Source organism: Alphaproteobacteria bacterium, from assembly GCA_016870095.1.
Lineage (GTDB): Bacteria > Pseudomonadota > Alphaproteobacteria > Paracaedibacterales > VGCI01 > VGCI01.
Genome location: VGCI01000002.1, coordinates 256,725 through 276,409, shown reverse-complemented (window position 1 = coordinate 276,409; position 19,685 = coordinate 256,725). Strand labels below are relative to the sequence as shown.

The 19,685-nt window shown below is 40.4% G+C and carries 16 protein-coding genes; 6 read left to right on the top strand and 10 right to left on the bottom strand.

Annotated features, from left to right (window positions below; all coding sequences use genetic code 11):
* Positions 1-6 precede the first annotated feature (6 nt).
* From cpaB to fsa, 7 genes are all read right to left on the bottom strand, one after another.
* On the bottom strand, positions 7-816 hold the full coding sequence (gene cpaB / locus FJX03_02780; protein ID MBM3632620.1) for a Flp pilus assembly protein CpaB: 810 nt from the start codon (positions 814-816) through the stop codon (positions 7-9).
* 3 nt (positions 817-819) lie between these two features.
* Positions 820-1,386 carry a hypothetical protein gene (locus tag FJX03_02775; protein ID MBM3632619.1) on the bottom strand — a complete coding sequence of 189 codons (567 nt, stop codon included), beginning with the start codon at positions 1,384-1,386 and terminating at the stop codon, positions 820-822.
* A complete protein-coding gene (locus FJX03_02770) occupies positions 1,383-2,177 on the bottom strand; it encodes a tetratricopeptide repeat protein (GenBank protein ID MBM3632618.1) in 795 nt (264 codons plus the stop codon). Before FJX03_02770 ends, FJX03_02775 begins: the two co-directional genes overlap by 4 nt.
* A gap of 118 nt (positions 2,178-2,295) precedes the next feature.
* The gene (locus FJX03_02765; GenBank protein ID MBM3632617.1) at positions 2,296-2,559 is read right to left on the bottom strand and encodes a hypothetical protein; all 264 of its coding nucleotides are present in this window, start codon (positions 2,557-2,559) and stop codon (positions 2,296-2,298) included.
* A 194-nt stretch (positions 2,560-2,753) separates the two neighbouring features.
* Positions 2,754-3,581 (bottom strand): ATPase, encoded by an 828-nt coding sequence (locus FJX03_02760; GenBank protein ID MBM3632616.1) that lies wholly within the window; start codon positions 3,579-3,581, stop codon positions 2,754-2,756.
* Positions 3,582-3,769: 188 nt separating this feature from the next.
* Positions 3,770-4,978: a hypothetical protein gene (locus FJX03_02755; GenBank protein MBM3632615.1), complete on the bottom strand. Its 1,209-nt coding sequence runs from the start codon at positions 4,976-4,978 to the stop codon at positions 3,770-3,772.
* Positions 4,979-5,075: 97 nt separating this feature from the next.
* Positions 5,076-5,726 carry a fructose-6-phosphate aldolase gene (gene fsa, locus FJX03_02750; GenBank protein ID MBM3632614.1) on the bottom strand — a complete coding sequence of 217 codons (651 nt, stop codon included), beginning with the start codon at positions 5,724-5,726 and terminating at the stop codon, positions 5,076-5,078.
* A gap of 188 nt (positions 5,727-5,914) precedes the next feature.
* Between fsa and FJX03_02745 the strand changes: the two genes are divergently transcribed.
* Positions 5,915-6,604, top strand: a complete 690-nt coding sequence (locus tag FJX03_02745) for a hypothetical protein (GenBank protein MBM3632613.1) — start codon at positions 5,915-5,917, stop codon at positions 6,602-6,604.
* A 140-nt stretch (positions 6,605-6,744) separates the two neighbouring features.
* Entirely contained in the window at positions 6,745-9,267 is a 2,523-nt protein-coding gene (locus tag FJX03_02740; GenBank protein MBM3632612.1) for a hypothetical protein, read from the top strand.
* Positions 9,268-9,401: 134 nt separating this feature from the next.
* Here the strand turns inward: FJX03_02740 and FJX03_02735 are convergent, their stop codons facing one another.
* The 3 genes from FJX03_02735 to FJX03_02725 form a co-directional block, all read right to left on the bottom strand.
* The gene (locus FJX03_02735) at positions 9,402-11,561 is read right to left on the bottom strand and encodes a PBP1A family penicillin-binding protein (protein ID MBM3632611.1); all 2,160 of its coding nucleotides are present in this window, start codon (positions 11,559-11,561) and stop codon (positions 9,402-9,404) included.
* A gap of 7 nt (positions 11,562-11,568) precedes the next feature.
* Positions 11,569-13,551, bottom strand: a complete 1,983-nt coding sequence (locus tag FJX03_02730; protein MBM3632610.1) for a sensor histidine kinase KdpD — start codon at positions 13,549-13,551, stop codon at positions 11,569-11,571.
* A 117-nt stretch (positions 13,552-13,668) separates the two neighbouring features.
* Positions 13,669-14,451, bottom strand: a complete 783-nt coding sequence (locus FJX03_02725) for a porin family protein (GenBank protein ID MBM3632609.1) — start codon at positions 14,449-14,451, stop codon at positions 13,669-13,671.
* 175 nt (positions 14,452-14,626) lie between these two features.
* Here FJX03_02725 and ettA point away from each other — a divergent pair, with 175 nt between their 5' ends.
* From ettA to FJX03_02705, 4 genes are all read left to right on the top strand, one after another.
* Positions 14,627-16,306, top strand: coding sequence for an energy-dependent translational throttle protein EttA (ettA, locus tag FJX03_02720; protein MBM3632608.1), 1,680 nt, complete (start codon positions 14,627-14,629; stop codon positions 16,304-16,306).
* A gap of 48 nt (positions 16,307-16,354) precedes the next feature.
* On the top strand, positions 16,355-16,840 hold the full coding sequence (locus tag FJX03_02715; protein ID MBM3632607.1) for an Lrp/AsnC family transcriptional regulator: 486 nt from the start codon (positions 16,355-16,357) through the stop codon (positions 16,838-16,840).
* Between the two features lie 61 nt (positions 16,841-16,901).
* Positions 16,902-18,884, top strand: a complete 1,983-nt coding sequence (gene priA / locus FJX03_02710) for a primosomal protein N' (GenBank protein MBM3632606.1) — start codon at positions 16,902-16,904, stop codon at positions 18,882-18,884.
* Positions 18,885-19,021: 137 nt separating this feature from the next.
* Entirely contained in the window at positions 19,022-19,576 is a 555-nt protein-coding gene (locus tag FJX03_02705) for a CAP domain-containing protein (protein MBM3632605.1), read from the top strand.
* Positions 19,577-19,685 lie beyond the last annotated feature (109 nt).

Genomic DNA, 19,685 nt, shown 5'->3' with positions numbered 1-19,685 from the left:
CACTCTTTATTTCTGTTGCGTAGGGGCTTGTGTCCCGTCACCACGGATAATCTTTATTTGGTCTACCGGTTTTAACGAAGATTCAACGCATGTTGTTTTATCATCATTGCTTGAATGTAAGCTTAAGGAAATTGTTCCCATCTTCACAGCTGATGCCAAAGCAGATGCTTGTCGAGGCGTGACTTCAAGGGTTACAGACTTGGGTGCTTGAATTGCCTCACTTACTTTTTTGCTCAGGACTTCTACCGAACTTGATAGATGTTGGTCTATGGCTAAGACTCGAACTCCGCACAGAATTGTCCGATTGAGATCTTCATGATCTTTTTCTTCCTTGCCTGTATTATTTAAGGCCACAATAACGTCAACTATATCACCGGGATTTAGTAAGCCAGACATACCAGAATTTTGATCCAATCCAATAGATACTGCGCGCATACCTTCATTTAGTAATGCGGAAAGCACACCATGATCCTTACGATCAACAACGCTATTTTTTGCAATTGGTTCGCCTTGATTAATAATACGTCGAGCAATCAATGATTTTAATTGTTCTGGCGTTATTTGGTCTTTGGCATAGAATCCAGCTCTTATGGAAGATGTTGGCCATTTTTCGTAAACAATGGAACCGTTGATAGGATCTCCCGTATTAATGATTGACTTGGCAATCATGATTTCTTTCATCTCTGGAAGGGGAGGACAATGCTCCATATTGGTAGTTTGTTTGGGTGCAGTATAAACCAAATGATAGACACCAAACGCTACCAAGATGGCAACGACAAAAGCAATGACAGCAATAATGGGTTCAAGACGTTGCATAATTTACATTATCCCCTTTAATAGAATAATTAATCCGGCTCCCGCGATACAAATACCATAAGGAACCATTCTTTTTTGTTGCAAAGAAATAACCTCACCTTCAATATTATCCACGTCAGAAACTAAGAATTTGACGCCCTTTTTGAGGAAAGTTTGCTTTTGAATAAAGTGGCGCGTTTGGGCGGTTATATGATAAATCATTTTTGGGAAAAATAAGTATGCGCAAGAGACAACTCCCCCAAAAATGAGCAGCCAAAGCATAAACGGAACGATATTATTCCAGCCCATCCATAAAGTGACGGCTGCAAGTAATTTGGCGTCTCCCCCTCCAATAATAGCAGTAGAAAATAGACAAAATCCGATGAGTATTGATCCTACAAAAACCAAGTAGTTGCTAAAAAGATGAAACTTAAAAGAAAGAAGGATATAGATGGGGAAAAGGTAAAAAATTATATAAAAAAGTTTATTTGGCAATCTGTAATATAGAAAATCTAACAGCGCTGCCAATAAAAATATGGTGCCGACAATGAGAGGAATAGAATTAAATACAGGTTGTAATGTATCTATCATTCTACGGTCGCTCCCTCATCCATGGCTATTGATTCCATGGTTTCGTTTTTCATAGTTTGAGGTTTCACAGTCATGTTTAGTGCATGGAGATTCTCTTGAATTTCTCTTGCATCCATATCTTTCCCGTAAATTTCTTGGGCTTTGGCTTTGTTTCCGGATAACCCATAAACTAAAGCAAGATTGTGCCGATGTTTGGATGTCGCTCCTACGGCTTCACCAAGGGGTTGTAAAAGTTTTAAGGCTTCATCGTATTTACCGGAAAATGCAAGTGATAGGCCAAGATTACTTTTAACTTGGTCATTATCTCCGTTGATTATAAGTGATTTGCGATAAAGATCTTGAGCCCGTTGGTGGTCACCTTTTATATCATACGCAACGCCCAATCCGTTCAATGCTTTCCCATCATCTTTATGGACCAACAGAATACCTTCAAACATTGAAATAGCTGTGTCCGGTTGCCCTGTAGCAATATAAAGGCGACCTAGCTGTTTTTTAACTTCATCATTCTCATCGTAAGGCAATGCTTCTTCGTAAGTTTTTTTGGCCTCTTCTAGGCGCTCCGCATTCATATAAGCTTCACCCAATTTTAAATACAGAGGAAGTTTTTGAGGAGGATTTTTTTCTAACGCACTTTTATATACGTTTATGGCTGAAGTAGAATCACCAGCTTGATTGACACGATCCCCAGCGCGAATGAGACCATCTTGATCACCTTGCTGCCCCGATTTGTGATTACAGCTTGACTGCAAAAAGCTACAAAGTAGCACTAATAACAATGGTCGTTTCATCATCACCGCGGTATTTAAGAGTTAATATTAATTTAATTTTATACAAATTTTAAAATAATACTAGACAATAAATTCACTGAATTAATTTTATTTGAAATTAAGGAAAGTAGCCAAATTTTTGCTATTTACTACTTTGTGAGGATTCAGAAGATTTTAAGTGGGAATCATTTTCTTCTAAACGCGCCACGAGGGCGCGCAATTGATCGTCGGACATATCACTAATCTGAGTAACTTTGGGAAACTCTTGCGTGTGGAATAAACCAATAATTTTACTTTGAAGTTCTTTTGCTTTCAATGCGACCTGTAATCTATCCGTATCTAAAGCTTTTTTATATAAATCTTCAATATCTTTAAGAATGAATTCTTTGGAAGGTTTAAAGAGCATCTTTAATTTCTCCTTTGTTAAGGTTTTAAAGATTGCCCCCCCTTATTAGCAAGACAAATGATTGCCCCAAAGTCATGTTGGATCTTCTCAGGCATCCCAAACACTTTGATTCTAATTATATTCTCATTTGGTTGAGAATTAAAAAAGGCCAACCGACTAAATGCTTCCCTTAATTCTTCTCTTCCCAGGGAAAATTACGCGACTCTTGCGGCTCGTGAATGGTTAGGTAACTGAATCATATTCATCAAAGAAACCAGCTCCTGTTTGGCAGCTATGTGAGACAGAGTCAGGGCTGTGTTACTTTCTTTCATATCAAGGAGCGTTAGTCCATTTAAAAATAATTCCCGGAAAATAACACGTTCTCCGAATCCTGCAACGAGGCGGAAGCCAATACGTTTAGATAATGCAGACAACACCCGCTCCATTTCTTCTTTGTTTCGAGAGTTTAGGCTGCTAAGGCGGTTACGAAGAACAATCCAATCAATTGATCCACTATCACGCATTGCGCGTTGTTTCTTTTGATCCCACACCATTTCAGAATATGTGCTTGGCCGTAAAATATCGAGAGAATCTGCATTGACTCTCACCAACATGTCTAAGTCAATAAAACTGTCGTTGAGGGGGGTAATGAGTGAATCAGCATAGGAGTGGGCTAAGCGAGAAAGATAAGTATCACTTCCAGGTGTATCAATGACGATAAAGTCATTTTCATTTAGACGAGTTAAGGCTTGGGTGAAGACTGATGTTTCTTCAGCCTCTGCTGCAGGTACAGATTCTAATTTGCTACGATAGACAGGGATATGGTCAGATAAGGGTAAATTCTCATTTGTTTTTTCTTTGCGTGCCCGGCGATTTTCGATATACCGTGTTAAAGTTCCTTGGCGCGCGTCAACGTCAATAGAGCCTACGGAATGGCCTTCGCGTAAAAGGTGAACAATGATGTGCATAGCAACAGTAGACTTACCCGTCCCCCCCTTTTCATTACCGAGGACGATGATGTATGGTTTATGTTCTTGTATCATCAATAACTCCTGAAATTGTCTGCCGTAATCTTAGAAATTTACCTAAATTAAGTGTGTTAAATTTTTTAACCTATATCTTTAGATACTTTTTACGCCATTTGAAGTCGATATGGAACTAAAATGAATCCAAGGATCAAAATAAAGCTATATTCAGACCCTTGGAATATGGTGGGGGCAAAAACTGAAGACTAGGTCTTATCGCTACCGTCTTTCGCAGCTCCTGTTAGGATACTTTGAAGACTTTTTTCGTCCGTTGGACTGACAACGCGTATCCCCTTTTTGCTGACCAATAAGCTGGTTGGTGTTCCCTCTAAGCCAATGTCGAGTGCGAGTTTCTTGGTGTTATCAACAATGTCTTTTGTTGCTTGTGACTCAAAATCCTTTTTAAACTTGGTAACATCGAGCTTGTGGTCTGTGACCCACAAAAGCAATTTCGCAAAAGTATACCGATCTTCGCTTGCCGCTATGGCTTTGGTGATAGCATTAAACTTATCACTTCCTTGTTGTTTAATAGCCCATAAGCCACGGGCAACTTCCTCGGAGTCTGGACCTAGAATGGGCCATTGGCGAACAAAAATAGCAACATTCGGATGTTCTGTACTTACTTTCGTCAAAGCCTGGGAGAAAGGACGACAGTGTGGGCAATTTGGGTCTAAAAAGACGACGAGCTTAATTTCCGCATCCTTCTTTCCCAAAACGATTGCGCTCGAATCTTTTGAGATTTCATCTTTATATTTTACTAAGGAAGCATCCAATTTTTCTTGTTGGATGCGATGTTGAGCTTGATTGAATTTTTGTAAAGCTGCGACAATCATCTCTGGACTGTCTGTGAGAATTTTATTAATTCTTCTAGCAAGAATAGTATCATCAATGCCTTCTAAGGATTCTTTCGCACTGGCAGGAGATGTCGCTCCTTCTCCACTTGTTCCGGAGATTTCCTTTATGGCCGTACTCCCTGAAGAGGAGGAAGATCCAGAAGTTTCGCTTGTTGCTGTAGAACCAAGATTCTCAGCTGTCCCGGTTGTTCCTGAAGTCTCACGGATCCCTGTAGAACCAGAAGTTCCCACACCACCAAGGCCACCAGAAACTTCCGTTGGATTGGCCTGTTTAGTGGTTTCTTTGGTCCCAAGGGACGAAGAGTGAGTCAAACCTTCTGAGGCTCCAGTAGTCTCTTTTGTTCCAGAGCTCGATGAATTATCCAATACTCTAGCAAGTCCAGAAGTTTCCTTTTTTCTTGTGTTCTCGCCTTTCGACTCTGCTCCTGCAGTCCGTGGTTCCTTTGATTCCAGAAGAGAGGGAGCTAAATTTTCAGAACCCGTACCGATTTTCCCTACTGCGAAAGAAACTGCTAAGACGCTTGCTAATAAACCAAGAACAAATTTTCCTTTACTGACCATAATTGACCCCTATTAATAAAAGTTATCTAAATTTTATTGTAATAGATGTTGGCCAGAAAACAAACCCTGATTTTAAAGGGACTGATATCTTATAAGATTAAATTGTCAAACCGCTTTGATTCCAATCTTTGATAAACGTGTCTAATCCACTATCGGTAAGGGGGTGTTTATAAAGTTGGCGGAGTACTTTTGGGGGCATGGTTACTACATCGGCACCAGCTTTAGCGGCTTCAAGAACATGAATGGGATGGCGAATCGAGGCGGCTAAAATTGCCGTTGTGTATCCATAATTGTCATAGATAGTTCGAATATCATGGATAAGTTCCATGCCGGATTGGCTAATATCATCAAGACGACCGATAAAAGGTGAAATAAAAGTTGCCCCCACTTTTGCGGCTAAGAGGGCTTGAGTTGCGGTAAAACATAAAGTTACATTTACCATGATGTCTTCGCTGGTTAAGACATGACATGCCTTCAGCCCCTCAACCGTTAAAGGAACTTTCACCGCAACATTTTTGGAAATTTTTGCCAATTGACGTCCTTGAATTATCATGGTTTCCGCATCAATTGCTGTTACCTCTGCACTAACGGGTCCTTCGACCAATTCGCACATTTGGGTAATAAGGTGAGTGAAAGGGATACCGGAAGATGCTGCGAGTGTGGGATTGGTTGTGATCCCATCGATCATGCCGGTTGCAACGAGTTCTTTCACTTCATTGACGTCTGCTGTGTCTAAAAAAAATAACATCTCTCTCTCCTTATACTATTGAGCTTTGATTCTTGATTATCAGGATTAGGTTATAAAACACAACTGATTAATCAAAATTATTAAGTTTCCTTTTTAAGAATAGAGAAAATTATAGTGTCTTGTTCAGCTTTTGTTATTAATTTCCTTGTAATATCAATGATAGGCTAAAGAAATGATTGGTATAAGCAATGAATTTCACAAAAAGATTAGGACTTGGGTTCCTTTTTCTTCTTTGCGGTTACGTCTTACTCGGTATGTACGGGAATGCTCAGCGTTTATCCAATCCCCAAACCATCATGACAAATAATCTTTTTGGGGGTTATCAAGCTCCCCCTATCTCATCCACACTATACCCTAACAATCAAATTCAAGCCTTGTCGCCCCAGTTGCCTTCTGGCATTCAAGTGGTTCGGTCTCTATTGGGATTAGAGGTGAACTTTGCTAATGGTCATGTGACTTATCCTGGCCCCATGATTACGAATGATGCAAGATACCAGGCTCTTACTTCTCAAGAAAAACTTGTTGATGCTATTATGTTTCGACCACAGAATGTATCTCCTTTTCTGCTACTTATTGCCATTGCAAAGAATACAAATGGATCTCCCACTATTGTTCCGGGAAAATTTGATATTGTTCAAACTACCCTGCAAAACGGTTTCATACTTTATGACTCTCATAAACGATTGTTTTATTATTCGGGATATGTCCTAGCAACACCCCAATGGCAAAATTTGCCTCTTGGGCAAAGTCTTACAGATCAATTTTGTAAGGACTTGGTTCCGCTAACGATGTGTTCTCCTCAAAAAATCGTTAATGTTGTTTTGAGGAAATCTCTCGATCCACGCAAAGATATACCCCTGTTTGAGTTGGTACAATAAAGGGATTGATAACCCTTAGGTTGCCGACAATTTCGAAATTATACAAAATAGTAAGGCTACCAAGATAGTCCGGTTATTAATCAAATATTAATTTAAAGTATTTACGGTAAATTTAGGGGAAAAAATGTAAAGAGGCAAAAATGTTAAAATTATTGTTATTGAGTATGGCTCTCTTCCTTTCTACAATGCAAGCTGTTGAAGGGAGTTCGAGGGTAACCGCACCACAGTCCCAAACTTCTAATCTTCCTCAGCAGGGCTTTACGTCAGGTGAGTATTTGCGGGATAAAGATCAAGCTCAATCCCATAAAATATTTTTGGACAAGCAAAAATTAAAATTAGATCCTACTCAAGCTTACAATCCCGATATTGAAAGAAACCTTTCCCAGACAGAAGCAAATCTTTACAAAGCTATTGAAGCGGAAGAAACGAGCGAAAAGTTAATTGCTGCCACTGTAGAAAAAATTTCTGCAACAATGGATACGACTTACACATCAGCCCTTAAAATTCTCAGTCTAGGATACATTAAAAACAATCACCCGGATGCCGGTAAATACTCCCAAAAGGATTTAGAGGAAGTTCAAAATGAATTAGCAATTTTGCAACAATCTATAAAGGCACAAGAAGACGAATTGGAAGTTGTCAGTCAATCACTTAATGAAATGACAGCGGAAAAAGAAAAACTAGAAACGTCAACCCCTGATTTTTTGACAAAAGGAAATAAAGAAAGTGCTCCCCGTACCTTAAAGACGAAAAAGGGAGATTTGAAAATTCAAGATCCCCTAGCGCAAAGATTAAAAGATATTAAGCGGGGAGTAGCGAAGGATAGCGTTGGAGTGGCTATTCTGGCAGAACGATTTATTTTAAAGCTCGTAGCTCTTGATAAAATTTTTGACATTTTACGATCAAAAATAAATATTTTTCGAGGTCGAGTTGACGAAGATAAAGCCATTCTTAAATTAATGGCGGACGACCCCGAACTTAAGCAAGAGGGCGTTGCTTTGTGGGAAAAATTATGGGCCCGTATTTTTGTGGTAGGCAAAACACCTGCAGGCTTAACACTAGAAGAAAACAATAGATTACGCGCGGGCTTAACAAAAATAAAAAAAATTTTAAATGATGAAGTTTCCCAATACGAAAAAGTTATCAAGATTTTTGAAGACTATGCCTATGGATTGCCCGATAAGATAAATGAATTTAAAAAAAGAAAAATCGATTTTTTTAAACGCCATTATGCTGAAGTTAAAACTGATCTGGATAATCTACATAAAAGTGCCATTGATAATCTCATTCAGGCAGAGCGAGCTAATAATAAGACACTCATGATTGATTTGAGGAACAAAACGGGCTCTTTGAAACGTCAACTTTACTTTCTAGAACAATCTGTGTCAGTTGAACCGCTAACAGCAGAGAAACTTGCTCATTTAACGCAGAAAGTTAAGCAATCAATGACTCAAGAACAAGAACGCCCTTCCCAATCAAAAGACACCAGATCCATTGATGATTTGCTTGAAACGCTCGTGACATTGACGCAAATAGTCCAAGAAAGTGGAGCAGATGTTTTAAACCCGGTTCTTAAGGATAAAGTGAGAGGATTTTTTGGGGCCAATTTGATTAAAGAAGTTGCCATAAAGAGTGCTCCTATTTTGATTTCAACTTTAACCGGTATGGCCCAAAGTAAACTGGCAGAACTTGCGGCAACGAGTGGGGTTGTCAAAAATTCTCCCCAGTTAGAATTGTTGAAAATTATTAGTCAACTGAATGCGATAGATTCTCAATTGGCTGCAAATGGGGAAGGTGCGAGTAAGGATCTTAAAAAGAAAAAAAATGAGTTGAGAGAAGAACTAGCGATTTTCCTAAGTCTTGTAAATTGTGAGAATGAGGGAGCCGATGTAGGGAAACGTCAAAAATCGTGTAAGAAAGTTTTGAAAATAATAGAAGAAAAAAACAGGGAATTAAAAACCAAAAATATCAATCTTTCTGCCAAAGACCAAGTGCTCATTCTACAACAAAAAAGTCTTATGGCTAATTTAGCAAAACTTGATACGGAAACTAAGAAAGGCCGTGTTGTAAAATCTTCCGCTAAAAATGAAGTTCAACGCCAACAAGAGTCTCTGGGGCTGATATTTGATGCTTTAGGTGAGGTTGTTGCTGATTCTCAAGCCATTCGTAGCGATGCTGTAGAAATGGCTATCAATAATGTTTTGCCGGAATTTCAGTCTAAGTCTCTGGATGGGGCAAAGAAAAATGTAGTGAATTGGGTTGTGCCCCTTTTAAGTGGGTTTTTTGATGCAAAACTAGAGGCTATTGTTGAGTCATCAAACCCAGATCCAACAAAGCACAAGTACTATGATTCGGGTATCGTGAATCTTCTCACGGCCCGAATTGCGGCTCAGCCTGATTCAGCAGAATATCAAAAGCTTTCTGATGATATAAAAAAGGCTTATGAAGAAATTATGAAAGTTAGAATGGCCTATAAAAAATCTATATTGCAGTTGGGAAGTCATGAAAAGAAAACAGTACTTTCTTTTGGATTTGGTGAGGAAACCGCTAAGAGCAAAAGACAAGAACAACGCCTAATACAAAATGCTCGAGAATCGGCGGGAGAATTGCGGAATAAAAGCGAGAAGTACTCAGGAGATATTAAAAAGCAGGCTGGTAAGTAAGACAATGCGTTTTCCTTATTGCGACTCCTCAAAATTATTCCTGATCAGGAATTTTTAGAAGTTATTTTTCAAAAAAGGACAAATATTACCGCTCGGTAATTTTTGGTGGATTTGTTAATTTTGTAAAGTCTTTCTTAAAGTCCATCAAAGGTTAAGGCAGGTTTGTTCTTCATGGCTTCAGTCATAAACCTTTTGAAAATGGGAACGGCAACCTTTGAGCCGGATTCGTCAGGCCCCAAGGTACGTGGAGTTGCAAAACCCACAAAGACTCCAACAACAAGATTCGGGGTGAACCCCACAAACCAACTATCCTTAAAGTCATTTGTACTGCCAGTTTTCCCTGCGATGGGGCGTTCCAAACTGATGAGGCTTTGGGCTGTGCCCTTTTGAATGACGCCTTCCATCATTCGAATGATTTGGCGAATGGACTTCTCACTTGCAACCCGGGTTTTCTCAAAAGGCTTTTCTTCATAAATACTTTGGTTATGGCGATCCAGAACTTCTTCAATAAAAACGGGAGTGATGTGGTGTCCCCCATTGGCAATCATACCATAAGCAGCTGTGAGTTTAAGAAGGGTTGTTTCTGCAGCGCCTAAGGCCATAGAGAGTTGATGAGGGAGCTTGTCAACCAGCCCAAAAGTTTTTGCTGTATTTTCAATTTTTCGTAAACCAATTTGTTGAGCCAGACGAACAGTCATTACATTTCGGGAATAAATAAGACCTGATCGCAAAGGTGTAGGTCCATAGAATTTATTCGTAATATTTTTAGGGGCATATACGCCCATCTTTCCCCCAACATTGAGCATAAGAGGAGCATCTAATACGCGCGTTTCTGGAGTATAACCATGTTCTAAAGCCGTTAAGTAAACGAAAGGTTTAAAGGCAGAGCCTGGCTGTCGTTTGGCTTGCGTAACACAGTTATATTGGCTGAGTTCAAAATCATATCCGCCAACCATGGCCAGGATGTGGCCTGTTTGGGGATCAAGAGCAACAAGGCCTCCTGTCACTTCCGGAATTTGTTCTAAGCGAAAGGATTTATCTTGAATGACGGATACAGCAATGACATCTCCCGGGTTTAAAACATCTTCGGGATGAGTAATTTCAGGACCGAGTAATTGATTCGGCAGATTTTTTTGTGCCCATTTAAGGTGTTCTAGGGATATAAAGCCTATCTCACCATCTTTAAGACCAATTTTTGCTTTTTGTGATGTTGTTTCAAGCACAATTGCAAGCATCCAATTTCCAAGACCCGGGGGAGAAGCTATTTTTTTGAGATCATGGTGCCAATCTTCGTTATCGCCAGAGTCAAAATTAATATGATCGATGGGGCCTCGCCATCCGTGGCGTCGATCGTAAGCAATTAAGCCTTGTTGTAAAGCCTTAATGGCAATGGGTTGCAAATCAGGGTCCAGAGTTGTCTTAATACTCAGGCCGCCTTGCATCATTGTCTCTTCACCCAGCTGACTTATAAGTTCTTGACGAACATATTCTGAGTAATAGTCGGGAGGGCTTTTTTCTGTTTTTCCCAAAGAAAATTCTAAGGGTTCATTCTTGGCTTCTTGAGCTTCGGTTTCAGATAGAAGTCCTTCTTCATATAATCGATCAATAACCCAATTTCGTCGACTCATGGCTCGAGTTAAGTCTTTTTGGTTGGGATAAAAAGAAGGAGCTTTGGGCATAGCCGCTAAAAAGGCAATTTCTGCGATTGATAATTTATCGAGGGGCTTATTAAAGTAAGTCGAGGCGGCGGCAACAACACCATAGGCCCCCATGCCGAGATAAATTTGATTGAGATATAACTCAAGAATACGCTCTTTTGTTAATGCGGATTCTAGGCGCAAGGACATAATCGCTTCTTTGGCTTTTCTTTCAAAAGATCGATCATTTCCAATCAGAAAATTTTTGGCAACTTGTTGGGTTATGGTTGACCCTCCTAAAGGTCTTGTTGACCACGAGCCTTGGGTGCTGTTAGCGATAACTGCGCGCAGAATTCCTTGAATGTCTAACCCACAGTGATAGAAAAAATTCTTATCTTCTGCGGCTAAAAAACTATTAACAACCATAGGTGGAATTTCGTCCAACGGAATAGTAATACGTCTTTCGTGTGAAAATTCTCTCAAAACATCACCGTTGTTGGTTTTGATGCGATTTATAGTGAAGGGTTCGTAATTGTGAAGAAAGTCATAATCGGGCAATCCTCTACCGTAATAAAAGAAAAGGAAAAAAATCGCAACACCCGTTGAAGTTAATATAAACGTTAAAAAGGTGAGCCAATTGATAAGACGGCGTTTCATACGGTACTCATTTTTCCTTTTTCTTGGGCTTTGATACGTAATTTAACCGATCAATGGCCAATGCGGCTTGATCAATGAGAGTTTGGGCCATACGCAAATCATCAATAGTTAATTGACCTTTTAAAGCTCGAATACCTACAACCCCCAAACTATTCTTCCCTATTTTTATGGGTAAGTAAAGATAACGAGCATCAGAAAAATTCTTTGTAGATCTACCGCTGCGACTTTGGTGGGCCAAAGCCCACTGAATAGCACTTTCATCTACAGGGGTGAGCTCAGGATTTTTGGTTTTGGGAAATCTGTGTGCAGGTGTAAATTTATCATGTATTTCCCAAAAAGCGATAACGGAAATATTCAAGAATTGATGCAATTCCTTACACAGGTAAGATAAAATCTGTTCTTTGGCTCTATGGCGCGTGAGTTGAGTCGTAAAGTTGGAAAAAAAACGAATCTGACGTAATCGTCCTTGCGATGCTTTAAAAACATTTTGAGAATGAATAGCCAGATTTGAGATAACGATGGATGCAAAAACAAAAGAGACGAATACAATCCATCCTCCTAACGTATCCATTCCCACATTACGCAGGGGATCAATATATGTATAATCGTAAACCAGACTTCCAATTATTGTCGCCAATACGGCAGGTCGTAATCCAAATTTGATCGATACCCACAATACACTCAAGAACAAGAAAGTTGAGACATCCGTAATTTTTGTGTATTTGGTTATTTGACCTGCAGCTGCCAACATCCCTAGTGTAATAAATAAACTAGAAATATAGGGTAAAAAGGGTTTTAAAGGAGATTTGGTAAAGGATTTGTTGTGGGGAATTGGTCCATTTTGTTCTGTAGGAATAACTCGCAAAGTCAAGGAAGGACGATAAGACAGTATTTTCTCAGCTGTAGATTTGCTGACCAATAGGGGACCAATTACAGGAATTTTCTCCCATTCTTTTCCTTGAGAAGCTTGACCCACAAGTATATCCGTAACGTTATTTGTGAGGGCATATTGAACTAAGGTCTCGGCAACATCCGTTCCATCAAGTGCGACGACTTCTGCACCTAACTCTTCTGCTAAATGTAAATTTTGTGAGAGCTGTTGCTGAGCAATTAGGGAACGATTTTCATCATCTGATGTTTCAATAGTGACGGCAACAAGCTTGGCATGCAACCGATCAGCAATACGACGGGCGGTGCGAATTAAGTAGGCACTTGATAAATCTGTGCTCACACATACCATAACTTTATCACTTGTTGGCCAGGAGCCCTTGATACCCCGTTGTTGGACGTCTTGCGTTACTTTTTCATCGGCAACAGTAATGGTTTGACGCAAAGCAAGTTCACGTAAATTTAAAAGATTCGAGCGCGTAAAAAAATGATCAATAGCTGTCTTTGCTTGTTCAGGTATATATATTTTACCATCTGAAAGTCTTTGAAGTAAATCATTGGGTGGCAAATCAATAAGTTGCACTTCATCTGCTGATTGCGTGAAAGAGTCAGGGACAGTTTCCCGAATTGTGATGCGCGTCATTTGCTCAATAATATCTTTTAAACTTTCAAAATGTTGAATATTGAGAGTTGTGTAAACATCGATGCCATGCTCAAGGATTTCCGTTATGTCATCATAGCGTTTTGGATGGCGGCTTCCCGGAAGATTGCTGTGGGCACACTCATCAATTAAAACCAATTGAGGAGCACGTGCCAAAATACCATCAAGATCAAGTTCTTCAAAAGTACGACCCCGATAATTTAATTTTTTTCTCGGCAAAATTTCAAGATTTGCGAGTTGTTCTTCTGTCTCTTTTCGTTTGTGCGTTTCAACCAATCCGACAACAACATCTACGCCTTCTGATTGTCTTTCTGAACCGGCTTGTAACATAGAAAATGTTTTGCCAACGCCCGGAGAAGCTCCCAAAAAAATTTTTAAATGACCTTTTGGAAAAAGCCGTGTGGAGGGTCCAACGATAGGGGGATCAATGGGTACGGTCACAGGATGCGATCCTTATGATAAAGAGCTTATAATAAATTAGAAGGGATTCCTTGAATTTTTGCAAGGGCTAAACCGGAACCCTTTCATCAGAGTCAAATTAACGACTATTCATTATGCTCATGTTTTTGGGGGTCGAGATCTTTTCCGTTTTCTTTCTTTGGGTTGAGGTGTTGCAAAATCAACAGCACTCAACTTATAACTGAAGCGAAACATGACTGCGTGAGAGGTGGGGATGATGCTCATATTCAATTGAGAAATCCCAGCGGTGTCCGCTAAATTATGAGAAAATGTCGGATATCTGCGATAATTATATTCTGTCCCAAATGCTAAACGATCCGTGACGGGAAATTCGGCCCCCACACCCATTACTAAACCAAACGGTCTTATGGCTTTATCTCCTTTATATTTCAGGGCATTACTGACAGAGCTTGCTTTCAAAGTTCCAAAACTCGGACCCACTCGCACATAGGCTACAGCTGCTCCTTTAAACATATATCCAAACTTAGCAACAACTTCTAAAGATCGTTTGTAAAAAACACTTGTTGATAAATCACCTGTGTATACATCCACAGCTGAGGGAAAAGTTCCCATGGTACTTTTTTTTCCTTTTGTCGTTAAGAAATTAATACTGGCTTCTGCGCCTGCCATAATATCAGAATTACCGACTAAGCTCATCCAATCGACTGATAATCCTAAGATGCCGCCTCGACCAGAAATGTCAGAATAATCTACGTTGGGTACGGGTATAAGTAGGGTGCGTGTCGTTGTTAGTTTTGAATCGATGACACCGAATCCCACCTGCAATCCAGCTCGAACCCCTTCACAGGCAGTATCGGCTCGAACCGTAGTGGGGAAAGTTACAAAGCAGATGAGCCAAGTTATCCATAGAAAATTTTTCATCGCGTCTTCCTACTCAATTAATAATACAATTATTGTCAGGTGAGCATTTCAATAAAGCAAGACCCTTTTTTAAAAGCAAAATTCGAGTAAGGGCGTGGATTTTACTATGATAAATCCTCATTTTGACGTATAAAGAGTATCAACTTCAAAATCCTGTTTCGGGAAAGGTTATTCTATGGCCAGTTATCAATATATCTTTGTAATGAAGGAGCTCTCTAAACTCTTTCCCGGTGGTCGGGAAGTTTTAAAAGAAGTAACATTATCTTTTTTCCCAGGCGCTAAAATTGGTGTCATTGGTGCCAATGGCGCTGGAAAATCGACTCTCCTTAAGATTATGGCAGGCATAGATAAAGAGTATAACGGAGAAGCTTGGGCAGCAGACGGTGTGACTGTTGGTTATTTGCCTCAGGAACCTGAGTTGGATACAAGCTTAACGGTGGCAGAAAATGTCATGGCTGGATTGGCTTCAACGAAAGCTCTTCTGGATCGATTTGATGCTGTTAATGCAAAGTTTGGCGAGTCTCTTTCTGATGATGAAATGAATAATCTGATTGCCGAACAAGCTGAGTTGCAGGAAAAAATTGATGCATTAGATGCTTGGGATTTATCTAGACAAATTGAGATTGCAATGGATGCATTGCGTTGCCCACCCGGTGACGCTGACGTTAGTAAGTTGTCTGGGGGAGAGCGTCGGCGTGTAGCGTTGTGTCGTTTATTGATGCAAAAACCTGATATGTTATTGTTAGATGAGCCCACAAACCATTTGGATGCAGAATCTGTCGCCTGGTTGGAGCGCTTTTTAAAGAACTATACGGGAACAGTTGTTCTTATTACCCATGATCGTTATTTCCTCGATAATGTTGTGAATTGGATTTTGGAATTGGATCGGGGTCAAGCGATTCCCTATGAGGGAAATTATTCCAATTGGCTGGAGCAAAAACAAAAGCGATTAGTCGTAGAACAACGTCAAGAAACAGGTCGACAAAAACAGCTGGCTCGCGAATTGGAGTGGATTCGTCAGTCCCCAAAAGCCCGACAAACGAAGAGCAAGGCTCGTATTCAGGCTTATGAAGTTTTGCTGAATCAAACAAGCGATCAAGGCACAGGAGATGGCGCTATTACCATTCCTGCGGGTCCTCGTTTAGGAGATAATGTTGTAGAAGCTAAGGGTTTGACAAAGGGTTATGGGGATCGTCTGCTAATTGATGCCCTCAATTTTCGTCTTCCACCGGGGGGTATTATCGGGGTTGTTGGGCCAAATGGTGCAGGAAAAACGACACTATTTCGCATGTTGACGGGCCACGATCAACCGGATGAAGGCGCATTGCAAGTCGGGGAATCGGTTGTGATGGGATATGTAGATCAATCGCGAGATGCCCTAAATGCTGCAAAAACTGTTTGGGAAGAAATTTCTGGTGGTCATGATGAAATTTTGTTAGGTAAACGTCCCATTCCAAGCCGTGCTTATTGCGCTTTGTTTAATTTTAAAGGTGCTGATCAACAAAAACGAGTGGGGCAATTATCAGGGGGAGAGCGTAACCGAGTTCACCTGGCAAAAGTTTTAAAGTCTGGTGCTAATGTGTTGTTGTTGGATGAACCGACCAATGATCTGGATGTGGAAACCTTAAGATCCTTGGAAGAAGGCCTATTGGATTTTGTTGGGTGTGCTATTGTCATCAGCCATGATCGATGGTTCCTCGACCGTATTGCTACCCATATTTTGGCTTTTGAAGGAGAAAGCCAGGTTGTGTGGTTTGAAGGAAATTATCAATCCTATGAAGAAGATCGTAAACGAAGATTAGGGATGGCGGCTGACCAACCTCATCGAATAAAATACAAGCCACTGGTTCGATAAAGGCGATGGTGTGGTGGAACAAAAGATTATAGAAACTAGGAAAATGCCGTGGACACAAGACTTGATGTAGTTGATTTGCAGATTTTAGAAGACTTACAAGCTGATGGTCGAATAACAAATGTTAAATTAGCTGAGAATGCGGGAATCTCTGCGCCTCCTTGTTTGCGTCGCGTTCGTGCACTTGAAAAATCGGGAGTTATTGAAGGATATCATGCGTCTCTCAATTCAAAAGCTCTCGGGTTTCAAGTAATCATATTTGCGCAAGTTGGTCTTTCCAGTCAAAGCGATTCTGATCTTCGGGCATTTGAAGCTAAAGTTCATCAATGGCCTCTGGTTCGGGAGTGTCATATGATTGCAGGAGAAGCTGATTTTTTTCTCAAAATAGTGGCCCGTAATTGGGATGAGTATCAACAATTTCATTCTCAGCATTTAACCACCTTGCCGATTGTGGCCAGCGTAAAATCCATACTTGTGATTCGAACGACAAAGCAACAAGCAGGTATCCCAGTGGATTTGGTAAAAGTCGAAGATTAAGGGAGTGATAAACTCTTTGAAAAATATATAAAAATTTTGACAGAGAGTAACCCCTTAAAGGATGGCTATGTCGACTTCTAGCTCTATAGTGCAAGTTCTTCTTCCGATGGCAATTGATCGTCCATTTGCTTATGGCTTACCCCAAGAGGTTAATTGTGAAGTTGGTGATTTGGTAGAAGTTCCATTTCGGGGCAAAACGGCAACAGGGGTAATTTGGAAAAAAGGCAGCACTGAATATACAGGTAAAGTTAGAGAGCTTATTCGTAAATTAAATCTTCCTCCTCTTTCGTTGGAAAGCCAAGAATTTATTTCCTGGGTCGCTCGGTACAATTTGGTGCCTATGGGTATGGTTTTGAAAATGGTTTTGCCCGTGACTTTAGAGTCTAAAAACACCCGCAAAAAATTATTAGAAATTAATATCCCTAATCTTGATCAGCTAGAAAAAATTTCTTTATCAAGTGACCAAAATGATGCAGCTGAGGCTATAAAAAAAGCTATTGTTACACAAAAATTCCAACCCTTTTTACTTGATGGGGTTACAGGATCAGGGAAAACAGAAGTCTATTTATGCGCTATGGAATCTGCTCTCAAAGCGGGTCGGCAAATTTTGGTTTTATTGCCAGAAATTGCTTTGACGGCACAGTGGTTGGATCGATTCCAGCGCCGTTTTGGTGTGGAGCCTCTTCAATGGCATTCTGGTTTAACGACAAGTGTGCGACAACAAACTTGGACCGCTATTCTTGAAGGACGAGCGAGCGTTATTGTTGGGGCGCGATCTGCTCTATTTTTACCCTATTCAAACTTAGGACTTATCATTGTTGATGAAGAGCATGATCCCTCTTATAAGCAGGAAGAACAGGTTATTTATCAAGCAAGGGATATGGCAGTCGTACGAGCTAAAATAAGCCATATTCCTGTTGTGTTGGTTTCGGCTACGCCCTCTTTAGAAACAGTAGCAAATGTTGAGCAAGGACGATATGAACATTTGGTTTTGAAGAATCGTCATGGGGGTGCAAATCTTCCCATAATACAAACAATTGACATGCGGCTCTATCCCCATAATTGGATTTCTCCTCCTTTACAGAAGGCAATAGGAGAAAAATTAGCTGAAAAAGAACAAGTCATGTTGTTTCTAAATCGTCGAGGTTATGCACCCTTAACTTTATGTCGATCATGTGGCCATCGTCTTATGTGCCCAACATGTACTTCCTGGTTGGTAGAGCATAAACGTAGTGGTCGTCTTCAATGTCATCAATGTGGTTATAGTCTTAAAGTGCCGTCGCATTGCCCAGAATGCAAAGGTGAAGATTCTCTCATTGCCTGTGGCCCCGGGGTCGAGCGTATCCATGAACAAATAATACAAATGTTTCCCGATGCGCGGTGTGAAATGTTAACAAGTGATATGATGACAACGCCGAAACAAGTCCACAACCTTATCCGTCGAATTACCGGCCATCAAGTAGATGTTATTATTGGAACTCAAATATTAGCCAAAGGGCACCACTTTCCCATGATGACTCTTGTCGGTGTTGTGGATGCAGATTTGGGATTGAGTGGCGGAGATTTGCGGGCGTGTGAGCGTACCTATCAATTGTTGCACCAAGTTTCTGGGAGAGCAGGGCGAGAAATGTTGCCGGGACGGGTTCTTTTACAAACCTTTAATCCTGATCATCCTGTAATGGCAGCATTAGCATCTCAAGATCGAGATAGTTTTATCAAGGCCGAAAAATTGGAAAGAGAAGCTCGTGTCATGCCCCCCTTTGGTCGGTTAGGGGCTATCATTCTTTCCGGTTCTGATGCGGAAAGTGTCGAAAAAACTGCCAAGACATTAGTGCGTCGTGCCCCTGTATATGCTGATGTTACGGTACTGGGGCCGGTGCCAGCGCCTCTTGCGCAACTGCGGGGACGTCACCGATGGCGTATTCTCGTAAAAGCTACAAAAAGTGTGCCTTTACAGACATTTCTTGCTGCTTGGGTAGGGGGAATAAAGGTACCTGCAAATGTCCGCATTACTATTGATATTGATCCTTATAGTTTCTTGTAAGGAAAGGAGAAGCTTTTGGTCATGAATTAGGGGGGCTTAAAAAAATTTTAACAGAAAATTTATATATTTGCGGGTAAACTATTAAGAGATTTACAGCAACAAAAAATGTGTTTTAAGAACTTTAAGGCACTATAGTGATGAGAAATTTTTTACCTTTGTTAAACCGACCATTTCTCACTAAACTTCTTTCTCTATGGTCGTATAGTATTTCGCTTGTTATTTTTTTATTATCCTTATCAGGTGTAGAGGTTACGCAAGCTGTTCGTAATCCCGTAAAATCTGCAATTCAAAAAAATAAAGGGGGTTATCTCTCTGAAGAATGGAAGCTTCTGGAACTCACCAATCGTGTAAGAGTTCGTAAAGGTCTTAAACCTTTAAGAATGAATAGCAAGCTTGCGCATGTGGCGCGAAATCAGTCGTTGGACATGGCGCGTCATCATCATCTTTCTCATTCTGTGAAAGGGAAAAATCTTGGCATCCGTATCAAGAAGTCAGGTTATGTATATCGTGACCTTGGGGAAAATGTTGCTAAATCTAGGAAATCTTCTTCTCATGTTGTCCATATGTGGATGAGATCTTCCGGTCATCGAAAAAATATTTTAAATCCCAATTTTACTGAAATGGGAGCTGGCATTAAAAGGGTTCGTAATGGAACTCGCTATTTCACGCAAGTTTTTGGGTCGCAACGATAATCCTTTTAAATAATTGAAAATAAAATTTTAAAATTGGAAAAGGGATAGAGCTGAAATTGTTTGAAAAGCCTTGTTAGGTGATCTTGAATGAAAAAGTCTATCGGCGTAA

Bases quoted from the DNA above. Each gene is read 5' to 3' on its own strand.
- FJX03_02755 (MBM3632615.1), bottom strand. From the start codon at position 4,978: ATGGTCAGTAAAGGAAAATTTGTTCTTGGTTTATTAGCAAGCGTCTTA.
- FJX03_02745 (MBM3632613.1), top strand. From the start codon at position 5,915: ATGAATTTCACAAAAAGATTAGGACTTGGGTTCCTTTTTCTTCTTTGC.
- priA (MBM3632606.1), top strand. From the start codon at position 16,902: ATGGCTATGTCGACTTCTAGCTCTATAGTGCAAGTTCTTCTTCCGATG.
- FJX03_02740 (MBM3632612.1), top strand. From the start codon at position 6,745: ATGTTAAAATTATTGTTATTGAGTATGGCTCTCTTCCTTTCTACAATG.
- FJX03_02725 (MBM3632609.1), bottom strand. From the start codon at position 14,451: ATGAAAAATTTTCTATGGATAACTTGGCTCATCTGCTTTGTAACTTTC.
- FJX03_02770 (MBM3632618.1), bottom strand. From the start codon at position 2,177: ATGATGAAACGACCATTGTTATTAGTGCTACTTTGTAGCTTTTTGCAG.
- FJX03_02705 (MBM3632605.1), top strand. From the start codon at position 19,022: ATGAGAAATTTTTTACCTTTGTTAAACCGACCATTTCTCACTAAACTT.
- fsa (MBM3632614.1), bottom strand. From the start codon at position 5,726: ATGTTATTTTTTTTAGACACAGCAGACGTCAATGAAGTGAAAGAACTC.
- FJX03_02775 (MBM3632619.1), bottom strand. From the start codon at position 1,386: ATGATAGATACATTACAACCTGTATTTAATTCTATTCCTCTCATTGTC.
- FJX03_02765 (MBM3632617.1), bottom strand. From the start codon at position 2,559: ATGCTCTTTAAACCTTCCAAAGAATTCATTCTTAAAGATATTGAAGAT.
- cpaB (MBM3632620.1), bottom strand. From the start codon at position 816: ATGCAACGTCTTGAACCCATTATTGCTGTCATTGCTTTTGTCGTTGCC.
- FJX03_02760 (MBM3632616.1), bottom strand. From the start codon at position 3,581: ATGATACAAGAACATAAACCATACATCATCGTCCTCGGTAATGAAAAG.
- ettA (MBM3632608.1), top strand. From the start codon at position 14,627: ATGGCCAGTTATCAATATATCTTTGTAATGAAGGAGCTCTCTAAACTC.
- FJX03_02735 (MBM3632611.1), bottom strand. From the start codon at position 11,561: ATGAAACGCCGTCTTATCAATTGGCTCACCTTTTTAACGTTTATATTA.